General features: G+C 69.1%; 11 protein-coding genes. 9 read left to right on the plus strand and 2 right to left on the minus strand.

Annotation, left to right across the window (positions count from 1 at the left end; all coding sequences use genetic code 11):
• Positions 1–168 precede the first annotated feature (168 nt).
• From AB5S17_RS13985 to AB5S17_RS14000, 4 genes are read left to right on the plus strand one after another with little or no spacing between them, the layout of a single operon-like run.
• The gene (locus AB5S17_RS13985; RefSeq protein ID WP_369240370.1) at positions 169–1,284 is read left to right on the plus strand and encodes an NAD(P)-dependent alcohol dehydrogenase; all 1,116 of its coding nucleotides are present in this window, start codon (positions 169–171) and stop codon (positions 1,282–1,284) included.
• 28 nt (positions 1,285–1,312) lie between these two features.
• Positions 1,313–1,795 carry a (2Fe-2S)-binding protein gene (locus tag AB5S17_RS13990; RefSeq protein ID WP_369240372.1) on the plus strand — a complete coding sequence of 161 codons (483 nt, stop codon included), beginning with the start codon at positions 1,313–1,315 and terminating at the stop codon, positions 1,793–1,795.
• A complete protein-coding gene (locus AB5S17_RS13995; protein WP_369240374.1) occupies positions 1,795–2,829 on the plus strand; it encodes a xanthine dehydrogenase family protein subunit M in 1,035 nt (344 codons plus the stop codon). The genes AB5S17_RS13990 and AB5S17_RS13995 overlap by 1 nt, the downstream gene beginning before the upstream one ends.
• A complete protein-coding gene (locus AB5S17_RS14000; RefSeq protein ID WP_369240376.1) occupies positions 2,822–5,098 on the plus strand; it encodes a xanthine dehydrogenase family protein molybdopterin-binding subunit in 2,277 nt (758 codons plus the stop codon). Before AB5S17_RS13995 ends, AB5S17_RS14000 begins: the two co-directional genes overlap by 8 nt.
• Positions 5,099–5,158: 60 nt before the next feature.
• On the opposite strand, the gene AB5S17_RS14005 is transcribed toward AB5S17_RS14000, so the two are convergent.
• Positions 5,159–5,824 (minus strand): GntR family transcriptional regulator, encoded by a 666-nt coding sequence (locus AB5S17_RS14005; protein WP_369240378.1) that lies wholly within the window; start codon positions 5,822–5,824, stop codon positions 5,159–5,161.
• A gap of 259 nt (positions 5,825–6,083) precedes the next feature.
• Here AB5S17_RS14005 and AB5S17_RS14010 point away from each other — a divergent pair, with 259 nt between their 5' ends.
• The 5 genes from AB5S17_RS14010 (at position 6,084) to AB5S17_RS14030 (ending at position 10,730) form a co-directional block, all read left to right on the plus strand.
• On the plus strand, positions 6,084–7,517 hold the full coding sequence (locus tag AB5S17_RS14010; RefSeq protein WP_369240379.1) for a M20 family metallopeptidase: 1,434 nt from the start codon (positions 6,084–6,086) through the stop codon (positions 7,515–7,517).
• A gap of 67 nt (positions 7,518–7,584) precedes the next feature.
• The gene (locus AB5S17_RS14015) at positions 7,585–8,304 is read left to right on the plus strand and encodes an ABC transporter permease (RefSeq protein ID WP_369240381.1); all 720 of its coding nucleotides are present in this window, start codon (positions 7,585–7,587) and stop codon (positions 8,302–8,304) included.
• Positions 8,304–9,038: an ABC transporter permease gene (locus AB5S17_RS14020; protein WP_369240383.1), complete on the plus strand. Its 735-nt coding sequence runs from the start codon at positions 8,304–8,306 to the stop codon at positions 9,036–9,038. The genes AB5S17_RS14015 and AB5S17_RS14020 overlap by 1 nt, the downstream gene beginning before the upstream one ends.
• Positions 9,035–9,817 carry an ABC transporter ATP-binding protein gene (locus AB5S17_RS14025; protein WP_369240385.1) on the plus strand — a complete coding sequence of 261 codons (783 nt, stop codon included), beginning with the start codon at positions 9,035–9,037 and terminating at the stop codon, positions 9,815–9,817. The genes AB5S17_RS14020 and AB5S17_RS14025 overlap by 4 nt, the downstream gene beginning before the upstream one ends.
• Positions 9,818–9,881: 64 nt before the next feature.
• Positions 9,882–10,730, plus strand: a complete 849-nt coding sequence (locus tag AB5S17_RS14030) for a transporter substrate-binding domain-containing protein (protein ID WP_369240387.1) — start codon at positions 9,882–9,884, stop codon at positions 10,728–10,730.
• Positions 10,731–10,825: 95 nt separating this feature from the next.
• Here AB5S17_RS14030 and AB5S17_RS14035 read toward each other — a convergent pair whose 3' ends face one another.
• A complete protein-coding gene (locus tag AB5S17_RS14035) occupies positions 10,826–11,524 on the minus strand; it encodes a YdcF family protein (RefSeq protein ID WP_369240389.1) in 699 nt (232 codons plus the stop codon).
• Positions 11,525–11,583: the final 59 nt, after the last annotated feature.

Genomic DNA, 11,583 nt, shown 5'->3' on the forward strand with positions numbered 1-11,583 from the left:
GGCTGCACCGGCAAGCCGTAAGGCGAAGCCGTTTCAGGCGAAGGGAATACTTCGCGAGACCATAGGCGGCGGATGAATCGCGCAGACCGGAAAAGGAACTTCCGCCGATCCGCACGACTTGCCGACACGGATCGCCGCTCGGCGAGTGAAACGACTGTGGATGGGTTCATGGACATACAGGCTGCCGTGCTGGAGCGCCCGGAAGGCACGCTCAGCAGCTACAAGATCAGCATCGAGACCCTGGAGCTCGAAGGCCCGCGCGACGACGAAGTGCTGGTGCGGGTGACGAGCTGCGGCGTCTGCGGCACCGACCGCGGCTGCATCCACGGCATCGAACCCTACCCAGCGCCGGGTGTCCTCGGACACGAGGGCGCCGGCATCGTCGAGGACGTCGGCCGGAGCGTCACACTGGTCAAGCCCGGCGACCGGGTGATCATGGGCTTTCCCTATTGCGGCGTCTGCCGCAACTGCCGCGGCGGCCAGCCGCGCTATTGCGAGAGCCTCGGCACGCTCCTGTTCAGCGGCTACCGCGCCGACGGATCGAGCCCGATCAAGCGCCGGGACGGCGGAGCGCTCGCCGGCCGCTTCTTCCAGCAGTCTTCCTGGTCGACCCATACCGTCGCGCTGGAGCGCCAGCTCGCCAAGGTGCCGGACCATGTCGACCACGATCTGATGGGCCCGCTCGGCTGCTCGATCAGCACCGGCTCCGGCACGGTGCTGAACGAGCTCAAGCCGCATCCCGGCTCCTCGATCGCCATCTTCGGCGCCGGGGCCGTCGGCCTCTCCGCAGTCATGGCGGCGCGGCTGACCGGCGCGACGACGATCATCGCGATCGACAAGGACGAGCGGCGACTGTCGCTCGCCCGCGAACTCGGCGCCACCCACACGATCTCCGGCAGCGACCGGCTGGCCGAGCAGGTGAAGGACGCGACGCATGGCGGCGTCGACTACGCCATCGAATCCACCAACGGCTCCAACCTCGTCGCCGAGGCATGCGCCTCCCTCGACATGCTGGGCATCTGCGCGATGGTCGGCGGCGCCGCACCGACGGCGGAAGTGAAGCTCACCCATCCCGACATGCTCCAGCACGGCAAGCGGCTGATCGGCATCATGGGCGGCGGCGGCCAGACCCCGGCCTACCACCTCGCCCTCATGGAACTGCAGGCCGCCGGACGCTTCCCGCTCGAGAAGCTCGTGCGCCCCTACGCCTTCGCCGACGTCAACACCGCCATCGCCGACAGCGACAGCGGCGACGTGGTGAAGCCCATCCTGCACATGAACTGACGACCGGACAGCGAAGGGACGCGCCGCGATGGACCTGACTCTGAAAGTGAACGGCCAGGAGCACCGCCTCGGCCTCGACATCCGCGTGACGCTTCTCGACGCGCTGCGCGAGCACCTCGGCCTGACCGGCTCGAAGAAGGGCTGCGACCAGGGCCAGTGCGGCGCCTGCACGGTGCTGATCGACGGCCGACGGGTGCTCTCCTGCTTCACCCTCGCCGCAACGGTCGACGGCGAGGTCACCACGGTCGAGGGCCTCTCCGGCGAGGGCGAGCCTCTGCATCCGATGCAGCAGGCCTTTCTCGAACAGGACGCCTACCAGTGCGGCTACTGCACGCCCGGCCAGATCATGAGCGCGATTGCCTGCGTCACCGAGGGCCATACGACCAACGCCGACGAGATCCGCGAGTATATGAGCGGCAATCTCTGCCGCTGTGCCGCCTATCCGAACATCGTGAAGGCGGTGGAGCAGGCGGCGCCCGCGATCCGCGCCGAGCGGAAGGAGCCGGCCTGATGCGTCCCTTCGCCCTCGAAACCGCAAACGACCGCTCGGCGGCGCTGAGGTTCGGCCGCGATACCGGCGGCGCCGAAGCCCACATCACCGCCCCGACGCAGTACCTCGCCGGCGGAACGCAGCTCTTCGACCTGATGAAGCTCGACGTCATGCAGCCGCGCACGCTGGTCAACATCAACGGCCTCGAGCGCGAGTTCGGCGCGATCGAGGCAGCCGCGGATGGCTTGCGGCTCGGGGCGCTCGCCCGCATGTCCGAGGCTGCCGACCACCCCGTCATCCGCCGCGACTACCCCGTGATCTCCGACGCGCTCTGGCAGGCGGCCAGCCCGCAGCTCAGGAACATGGCGAGCCTTGCCGGCAACGTCCTGCAGAGGACGCGATGCAACTATTTCCGCGACCGGAAGTGGGCGGGCTGCAACAAGCGCAATCCCGGCTCCGGCTGCGCCGCAATCGAAGGCGTCAACCGCCGCCTCGCGGTCCTCGGCGTCAGCCGGCACTGCATCGCCAACTATCCCGGCGACTTCGCCAATGCCCTCGTGGCGCTCGGGGCCGAGGTCATGATCGTGAACCCGGATGGCGACACTCGGACGATGCCGTTCGAGGACCTCCACCGGCTGCCGGACGACACGCCGCACATCGAGACAAATCTTGTGCCGGGAGACCTCATCACCGGTTTCACCGTACCGTCCGGCCCGTGGACCAGGCGCTCGCTCTACCTGAAGATCCGCGACCGTACCTCCTACGACTTCGCCCTCGCCTCGGCCGCGGTCGCGCTGGATCTCGGCCCGGACGGCACGGTCCGCACCGCCCGCATTGGCATCGGCGGCATGGTCGCCAAGCCCTGGCGCTCCCGCGAGGCCGAAGACGCATTGGCCGGCCGGGTTCTCGACGAGGCGAGCGCTGCGGACGCCGCCGAGGCGGCGTTCGCCGGTGCCGTGACGCATTCGCAGACGGACTTCAAGCCGGAGCTCGGCCGCCGCACCCTGGTACGCGCTCTACTCGACGCCGGACGCATGGAGATCGACGATGTCTGAGACCATGGAACAGCGCCGCACCGGCTCCGTCTTCGGCAAGCCGCAGGTGCGAATCGACGGCCGTGCGAAGGTGACGGGCCGCGCGCTCTACCCGTCCGACGAGGCGGTTCCGGCGCCGGCCTGGGCGTTTCTCCTCACCAGCGCGATCGCGCGCGGACGGATCAAGCGCTTCGACCTCGAGGACGCGCTCTCGATGGAGGGGGTTCTCGACATTCTGACGCACGAGAATGTCGGGTCTGAAGCCAAGCCGCCGAAGCAGATGGCGGCGGGCGAGCCCACGACGACGCTCCAGAGCGACCGAATCTGGCACGACGGCCAGATCATCGGCGTCGTCGTCGCCACCAGCTACGAGATCGCCCGCGAGGCGGCCTCCCGCGTGCACGTGCATTACGATCAGGAGAAGCCGGCGGCGAGCTTTGGCAGCGAGGGGGCCGAGGAGGAGGTCCGCGACCCCGGCGAGCATCAGGATTACGCGGTCGACGATGCGGAGGGCGCATTCGCTGCGGCCGAGGTAAAGCTCGACCAGTTCTACGGCACGCCGACGCAGCACCACAACGCAATCGAACTGTTCACCACGACCTGCGTCTGGGAAAACGGCAAGCTCACGATCTTCGAGCCGAGCCAGTTCGTCTACGGCCTCCGCGCCAACGTCGCCCAGCAGCTCGGCATGGATCCCGGCGACATCCGCGTCGTCTCGAAATTCATCGGCGGCGCCTTCGGCTCGAAGGGCGGCGCGACGCCGCGCACCGCATGGATTGCGGTCGCCGCGCGCCGGGTGAGCCGGCCGGTGAAGCTCGTCGCCACCCGCGACCAGGGCTTCACCATCGCGACCTATCGCGCCGAGACCCGCCACCACGTCCAGCTCGGCGCGACCCGGGAGGGCAAGCTCACCGCGCTCCGCCACGAGGGCTGGGAACTCACCAGCCGGCCGATGGACTACAACGTCTCCGGCACGGATACGACGGCGCGCATGTATGCCTGCCCGAACATCCTGACCAAGGTGAACCTCGTCCACGCCGACCGGAACACGCCCGGCTTCATGCGGGCACCGCCGGAAACGCCGTACATGTTCCCGCTGGAATGCGCGATGGACGAGCTGGCGCTGGAACTCGGCATCGACCCGATCGAGCTGCGTCGGATCAACGACACGGCGACCGACCCGGTGAGCGGGCGCCCGTTCTCCAGCCGCAGCCTGATGCAGTGCCTCGACCAGGGCGCCGAGCGCTTCGGCTGGAAGGACCGCGACCCGACGCCGGGGTCGATGCGGGACGGCGAGTGGCTGGTCGGCTGGGGCGTCGCAAGCGCCTCCTACCCCACCAACATCGCGGCCTCCTCCGCCCGGGCGACCATCCGCCCGGACGGCTCGGTCCGGGTGCAGATCGCCGGCCACGACATCGGCACCGGCGCCTACACGGTCGTCGCGATCACGGCGGCGGACGAACTCGGCGTGTCGCCGGAGGCCGTCACCGTCGAGATGGGCGACACCACCCTGCCCCCCGCCTCGCTCGCCGCCGGCTCCAGCCATACCGCGACGATCACCCATGCCGTCGCCAAGGCCTGCCGCGAGCTGCGCGAGCGGATCGTCCGGGCGGCGACCACCAGCAACGAGGGGCCGCTCGCCGGCCAGGCGCCGGCGCAGGTGGTTCTTTCGGACGGCAGCCTCACCGCCGAGAACGGAGCGACGGAGGCACTGACCGAGGTCCTGAAGCGGCTGTCCGTCGGGGCGCTCGAAGGCTATGCCGAGAACATCCCCAAGGGGGCGCCGTCCGACGGCGTGAACATGCTCTACAACGGCGCTATGCCGATGGTGCGCGGCCACAGCCGTGAGGACGTCACCGCCTATGCCTTCGGCGCGCAGTTCGTCGAGGTCCACGTCCACCGCCGGACCTGCGAGATCCGCGTGCCGCGCATGGTCGGCGCCTTCGCCTGCGGCCGGATCGTCAACCCGCTGACGGCGCACAGCCAGTACATGGGCGGGATGATCTGGGGCCTCGGCTCGGCGCTCCTGGAGAAGACGGAAGTGGACCCGGTCCACGCCCGCTACGTGAACGCCAACATCGCGGAATACCACGTCGCGGTGAATGCCGACGTCCGGCAGGTCGACGTGATCATGGTGCCCGAAGAGGATTCCGAGGTGAACCCGCTCGGCGTCAAGGGTATCGGCGAGATCGGCATCGTGGGCGTCAACGCCGCCATCGCCAACGCCGTCTTCCACGCCACCGGCCGGCGCGTGCGCCAGCTGCCGATCCGGATCGAGGACCTGTTGTAGCGTCTTCCCGATTCGCCTCGGCGGTTATCCGGCCGGCGATCAGCGGAACGCCGCCCGGTCTCACCGTGGGCCATCGCCCGAGCCGTCCTGTCCGATATGCCGGCGGATGACTGCGCCGAGGCGGGGCGCGTCGCGGGCCCGCAGCGCTTCGACCATCTCGAAATGCTCCCGGCCCGACTGCGCGATCCGTTGCCGGGTCGACCATTGCGAGGCCGGGGCCGGTGAGGTTCGCAGCCGGAGTTCGTCGACGAGGTCGACGAGCGCGCGGTTTCCGGCGGTGGCGAGCAGCGCGCGATGGAAGGCGAGGTTGGTCTCGTAGATCTCGACGATCGTGCCCTGGTCGAGCAGCGCCACGAAGCGCTCCGCCAGGCGCTGGAGCGCGGCGATCTCCGCCTCGGCAGCATGCGCCACCATGAATTCTGCGGCCGCCGTCTCCAGCATGATGCGGATGTCGCGGATCTCGTCGGCGGCCGCATCGTCTTCGCGGTGGACATAGTAGCCACGGTTCGGCAGGTACTCGATCAGCCGCTTTGCTGCCAGATGCTCCAGCGCCTTGCGGATCTCCGACCGGTTGGTGCGGTAGCGCTCCTGCAGGTCGATCTGCTTCAGCCAAGAGCCCGGGGAGAAGCACCCCGCCTGAATGTCGCTCGCCAGGCGATCGGCGACGCCCGGGCCGCCCTCACCTGCTGCTCGGGTTCTCGAACCGTTGTCCCGCAAATCGGCCATTTGTCCGCATGTCCCCCGCAGCGGGATCGCCGGCCGACCAGCCGCGCATACCGCCGCCTGCCGCACCGGTGGTGGTCGCACTGCCTGAAAATTGGACGGGACCGCCGATTGCGCAGACTTGTAAAGCGTGCATGATATTGGCACCAATCGTGGCGCAATGCCACGCTCGCGCCGGGCCGGTGCGGCAGCGCGACCAGCAAGGCGGCTGGGCGCTGCGCCAGCCGGCGCTACTCACCCAAGACGGAAGGCGGACGGCCCCATGAACAACGGCGAAGCGATCTGGTCTCATGTCGAGGCGCTGTCGGAGGACTTCTTCGGCCTCGCAGACCGGATCTGGGGGATGCCGGAGCTGAACTTCCACGAGACACGGTCCGCGGCCGAGCATCTGGCGATGCTGGAGCGGCAGGGTTTCCGCACGCAGTCCGGCGTCGCCGGGCTGCCGACGGCGGTGATGGGCGAAGCCGGCGACGGCGGCCCGGTGATCGCCATCCTGGGCGAGTACGACGCCCTGCCCGGCCTCAGCCAGCAGGCGGGCGTCGCCGAGGAGCGGCCGGTCGAGGCGAACGGCGCCGGCCACGGCTGCGGCCACAATCTCCTCGGCTCGGCCTCGCTGCTCGCCGCGGCGGCGGTGAAGGACTGGCTGGCCGAACGGGGCATCGCCGGCCGCGTGCGCTACTATGGCTGCCCGGCAGAGGAAGGCGGGTCGGCGAAGGGCTTCATGGTCCGCGAAGGCGTCTTCGACGACGTCGACATCGCGATCTCCTGGCACCCTGCCCCGTTCGCCGGCGTCAACAAGCCGATCTCGCTCGCCTGCAACGAGATCGTCTTCACCTTCACCGGCCGCGCCAGCCACGCTGCGGCCTCGCCAGAACTCGGGCGCTCCGCCCTCGACGCGGTCGAGCTGATGAGCGTCGGCGTCAACTACATGCGCGAGCACATGCCGTCGACGGCGCGCGTCCACTATGCCGTGATCGATACGGGTGGCGTCGCGCCGAACGTCGTGCAGCCGAAGGCGGTAGTGCGCTACCTCGTGCGCGACCGCGAGCTGCCGGCCATGCAGGCGCTGGTGAAGCGGGTCGAGAAGATCGCCGAGGGCGCGGCGCTGATGACGGAGACGAAGGTCGAGGGAAAGATCGTCAGCGGCGACGCCAACCTCATCGGCAACGACCCGCTGGAGGCGCTGATGCACCGCCAGCTGGAACGGCTGGGCCCGCCACAGTTCGATGAGGCAGACCGGGCCTTCGCGCGGGAGATCCAGAAGACGCTGAGCCGCGAGGACATCGAGGCTGCCTATGCGCGCTTCGGGCTCACGCCGCAGCTCGACGTGCCGCTCTGCGATACGATCACGCCGCTCGGCGCCGGCGACGGCACGCATGTCGGCTCCACCGACGTCGGGACCGTCAGCTGGGTGGTGCCGACCGTTCAGATGCGCGGCGCGACCTACGCGATCGGCACGCCCGGCCATTCCTGGCAGCTGGTCGCGCAGGGCAAGATGCCGGCGGCGCACAGGGGTATGGAGCACGCGGCCAAGGTGATGGCGGCGACGGCGACGGCGCTGTTCTCCGATCCCGCCGAGATCGCGGCGGCGAAGGCCGATTTCGCCAAGCGCCGGGCCGGCCGGCCCTTCGTCAACCCGATCCCGGACGACACGCAGCCGGAGCTGCCGGCAGAGCTGCCGCAGGCGGCGGAGTGAGCCGCCTGCTTCCGGCGCCGCCTAGCAGCGGTGCCGGATCGACGAGACCCCCTGGCCACGGACGCTGATGCAACAACCCGGCTTCTTCGAACTGATGAGCTTCGGCCCCGGCGGGTGGGGCCAGCTCATGCTGATGGGCGCGGCGACGACGCTCGCCCTCGCCGTCTGCGGCTTTGCGATCGGCGCGGTCTTCGGCTCGCTCGCCGCCTTCGCCAAGATCTCCGGCGGGCGCATCGCGCGCATCGTCGCCGACGTCTACACCACCGTGCTGCGCGGCATTCCGGACCTCCTCGTCATCTACCTCTTCTATTTCGGCGGCAGTTCGGTGCTGACCGCGGTCGGGCACCTGTTCGGCCGCGACGGCTTCATCGGCCTTCCGGGCTTTGCCGCCGGCGCGATGGCGATCGGCGTCGTCTCGGGCGCCCAGCATGCCGAAGTCTTCCGCGGCGCCTATCGCGCGGTGCATCCCGGCGAAATCGAGGCGGCGGTCGCCGCCGGCATGCACCGGATGCTCCGATTCCGCCGCATCGTCGCGCCGCTGGTGCTGCGCCATGCGCTGCCCGGCCTCGGCAATGTCTGGCAGATCGTCCTGAAGGAGTCGGCGCTGGTCTCGGTGACGGGCGTCGCCGAACTCCTGCGCCAGGCGCAGGTCGGCGCCGGCTCCGAGCGCCAGCCCTTCACCTTCTATTTTGCCGCGGCCGTGCTCTATCTCGTCATCACCAGCGTCTCCAGCCTGACCTTCCGCTCCGCCGAAAGCCGCGCCAATCGCGGCGTGAGGCGGGCCTGATGAGCTTCGCCTTCTTCCAGGAGACGCTGCTGACCCTGCTGCCCGGCGTCCCGCTGACGCTGGAGCTCGCCTTTCTCTCCACCGCGATCGGCGCCGTGCTGGCACTCGCGCTGGCGTCGATGCGTCTCTCCGGCGTGCTGCCGCTCGACCTCTTCGCCCGGGCCTATCTCTTCGCCTTCCGCGGCACCCCGCTGCTCGTGCAGATATTCCTGATCTACTACGGCCTCAGCCAGTTCCCGGCGGTGCGGCATTCGTTCCTCTGGCCCATCCTGCGCGAGCCGTTCTGGTGCGCGATCATCGCGCTGTCGCTGAATACCGGGGCCTATGCCAGCGAGGTCATCCGCGGCGGCCTGCTCTCGGTGCCGCACGGCCAGATCGAGGCCGCCCGGGCGGCCGGCATGTCGCGCCTCCTGCTCTTCCGCCGCATCGTGCTGCCGCTGGCGATCCGCCAGGCGCTGCCGGCCTACGGCACGGAGCTGATCCTGATGGTGAAGGCGACCTCGCTCGCCTCGATCATCACGCTGATGGAGATCACCGGCCGCGCCGCCAAGCTGATCTCCGACACCTACCGGGTGATCGAGGTGTTCCTCGTCGCCGGAGCCATCTACCTCGTCATCAACTTCGTCCTGACGCGCCTCGTCCTCGCCCTCGAACACTGGCTGACGCCGCATCTGCGCGCGCGGCCGGAGGGCACCGTGCTGCCGACGACCGGGACGGTCGGAGAACGCGCATGAGCCAGACCCGACCCGCCGGCGCCAGGGTCGCCGTCCGCCTGGACGACCTGCACAAGTCGTTCGGCACTCTGGAGGTGCTGAAGGGCATCTCGCTCGAAGCCCGCGAGGGCGAGGTCGTCTCGATCCTCGGTGCGTCGGGCTCCGGCAAGTCCACCATGCTGCGCTGCATCAACATGCTGGAGGTGCCGACGTCGGGCACTGTCACCGTCGGCGAGGAGACGATCCGGCTGACGCGTGACCGGCGGGGCCAAGCGCGCCCGGCGGACCGGCGCCAGGTCGACCGCGTCCGCACCAGGGTCGGCATGGTGTTCCAGACCTTCAATCTCTGGTCCCATATGACGGTCCTCGAAAATGTCATCGAGGCGCCGATCCACGTCCAGGGCCGGCCGCGCAGGGAGTGCGTCGCGGAGGCGGAAAGCCTTTTGGAAAAGGTCGGCATCGCCGACAAGCGCGACCACTATCCGGCGCATCTCTCCGGGGGTCAGCAGCAACGCGCCGCGATCGCCCGGGCGCTGGCGCAGCGGCCGGAGGTGATGCTGTTCGACGAGCCGACCTCGGCGCTCGACCCGGAACTCGTCGGCGAGGTGCTGCGGGTCATGCGCTCTCTTGCCGAGGAAGGCCGCACGATGCTCGTCGTCACCCACGAGATGGGCTTCGCCCGGGATGTCTCGAGTCGCGTCGTCTTCCTGCACCAGGGGCTGATCGATGCGGAAGGCGCGCCGGAGGCGCTGTTCTCCGGCGGCGGCTCGGAACGCTTCCAGAAATTCATCGCCGGCTGATCCGCCGGCTCCACACGCCGCAGCCGGCCTCTGGCCGGGTGGCTCAACCAAGGGGAACTGAGACATGAAGACATGGGCCAAGGCCGTCGGCATCGCGCTGACGGCCGTCACGCTGCTCGCCGGCCAGGCGGCGGCGAAGGACTGGAAGGTCGTCAACATCGGCACCGAGGGCGCCTTCCCGCCGTGGAACTCGACCAAGCCGGACGGCACGCTCGAGGGCTTCGAGATCGACCTCGGCCAGGATCTCTGCAAGCGCATGAACGTGAAGTGCAACTTCGTCGTCCAGTCCTGGGAAGGTATCATCCCGGCGCTGCAGGCCGGCAAGTTCGACGCCATCATGTCCGGCATGTCGGCGACCAAGAAGCGCGAGGAGGTGATCGACTTCACCCAGCCCTACGGCTCCACCGGCCAGACCTTCGCCGTCCTGAAGGACAGCGACCTCGCCAAGCTGCCGCTGACCGGTGACGTGTTCTCGCTGGCCTCCCAGCCCGACAAGGCGCAGAAGGCGATCGACGAGATCAAGCCGTTCTTCAAGGGCAAGGTGATCGGCGTCCAGTCCTCCTCGATCGCCGAAGGCTTCCTGCAGAAGTACTTCTCCGACGTCGCGACCATCCGCGAATACGGCAAGACGCAGGAGCACGACCTCGACCTGATGTCCGGCCGCGTCGACGCGATCATGGCCTCGATGGCCTATGTCGGCACCGCCGCCAAGGAGCCGGGCAACCAGGGCATGATCGCCGCCGGGCCGCGCTTCCAGGGCGGCATGCTCGGCAAGGGCTCCTCGATCGGCCTTCGCAAGGGCGACGACGAGCTGAAGGCGATGTTCAACAAGGCGATCGCCGCCGCCAAGGAAGACGGCACGATCAAGAAGCTGTCGGAGAAGTGGTTCGGCTTCGACGTCACGGTCTACTGATCGGAGCGCTGCCGGCGGACCATTCCGGACCAGTTTCAAGAGCCGGGGCGTATCGCCGCCCCGGCTCTTGTCGTTTCGGCGGCCGCGCACAGCCCTTACGGGTTCGGGCCGGGAAACAGCGCGCTGGTACGGCCGGCGATCCAGTATGCCAGCAGGCCGAGATATTCGCGCAGCGCGAAGTGGACCTTTTCCAGATTGCGGGTCGTGTCGTTCGACGGGCGCCAGAGGTCGGCGCCCGCCGGCGTGCGGTAATCGACCGGAACCGGCACGACGGCGAAGCCCACCTTCCGGAAGCAGCCGACGGCGCGCGGCATGTGATAGGCGGAGGTGACGAGCAGCCAGGTCTCCCCCGGCTTCGGGTCCGCCAGCTGCTTGGAATAGCGCGCGTTCTCGTAGGTGTCGCGCGAGCGGCCGTCGAGGATCAGGCGCTGCGGATCGAGGCCGAGCGAGAGGAAGAACGCCCTGGCGACCTGCGTCTCGGGAATGTCGCGGGCAAAGACCGACGCGTCGCCGCCGCTGAACAGGACCTTGGCTTCGGGATATTGCCGCGCGAGCGCCATGGCTGCCGTCACCCGATCGGCCGCCTCGTTCACCTCCGGCGCGTGCCGGGTCCGCGAAACCCTCGTGTCGAAGGAGCCGCCGAGGACGACGATACCCGCGACCTTGTCCGGAAGGACCGGCTGCGGAAAGCGATTCTCCAGCGCCGCGGTCATGGCGAGGCCGAGCGGGGTCAGGCTGCAGACGATGAGATACAGCCCGGCGAGCGCGAGGAGCAACGTGCCGAAGCGCTGCAAGCGCCACCATCGTGCGAGAATGCCGGCTGCCGTCAGGAGGATGATCGCGACCAGCGGCT

The sequence above is a fragment of the Jiella sp. M17.18 genome (assembly GCF_041027365.1).
Classification (GTDB): domain Bacteria; phylum Pseudomonadota; class Alphaproteobacteria; order Rhizobiales; family Rhizobiaceae; genus VKMB-3413.

Excerpts from the sequence above, each read along its gene's own strand:
- AB5S17_RS13985 (WP_369240370.1), top strand. The coding sequence starts at position 169 with ATGGACATACAGGCTGCCGTGCTGGAGCGCCCGGAAGGCACGCTCAGC.
- AB5S17_RS13990 (WP_369240372.1), top strand. The coding sequence starts at position 1,313 with ATGGACCTGACTCTGAAAGTGAACGGCCAGGAGCACCGCCTCGGCCTC.
- AB5S17_RS13995 (WP_369240374.1), top strand. The coding sequence starts at position 1,795 with ATGCGTCCCTTCGCCCTCGAAACCGCAAACGACCGCTCGGCGGCGCTG.
- AB5S17_RS14000 (WP_369240376.1), top strand. The coding sequence starts at position 2,822 with ATGTCTGAGACCATGGAACAGCGCCGCACCGGCTCCGTCTTCGGCAAG.
- AB5S17_RS14005 (WP_369240378.1), bottom strand. The coding sequence starts at position 5,824 with ATGGCCGATTTGCGGGACAACGGTTCGAGAACCCGAGCAGCAGGTGAG.
- AB5S17_RS14010 (WP_369240379.1), top strand. The coding sequence starts at position 6,084 with ATGAACAACGGCGAAGCGATCTGGTCTCATGTCGAGGCGCTGTCGGAG.
- AB5S17_RS14015 (WP_369240381.1), top strand. The coding sequence starts at position 7,585 with ATGCAACAACCCGGCTTCTTCGAACTGATGAGCTTCGGCCCCGGCGGG.
- AB5S17_RS14020 (WP_369240383.1), top strand. The coding sequence starts at position 8,304 with ATGAGCTTCGCCTTCTTCCAGGAGACGCTGCTGACCCTGCTGCCCGGC.
- AB5S17_RS14025 (WP_369240385.1), top strand. The coding sequence starts at position 9,035 with ATGAGCCAGACCCGACCCGCCGGCGCCAGGGTCGCCGTCCGCCTGGAC.
- AB5S17_RS14030 (WP_369240387.1), top strand. The coding sequence starts at position 9,882 with ATGAAGACATGGGCCAAGGCCGTCGGCATCGCGCTGACGGCCGTCACG.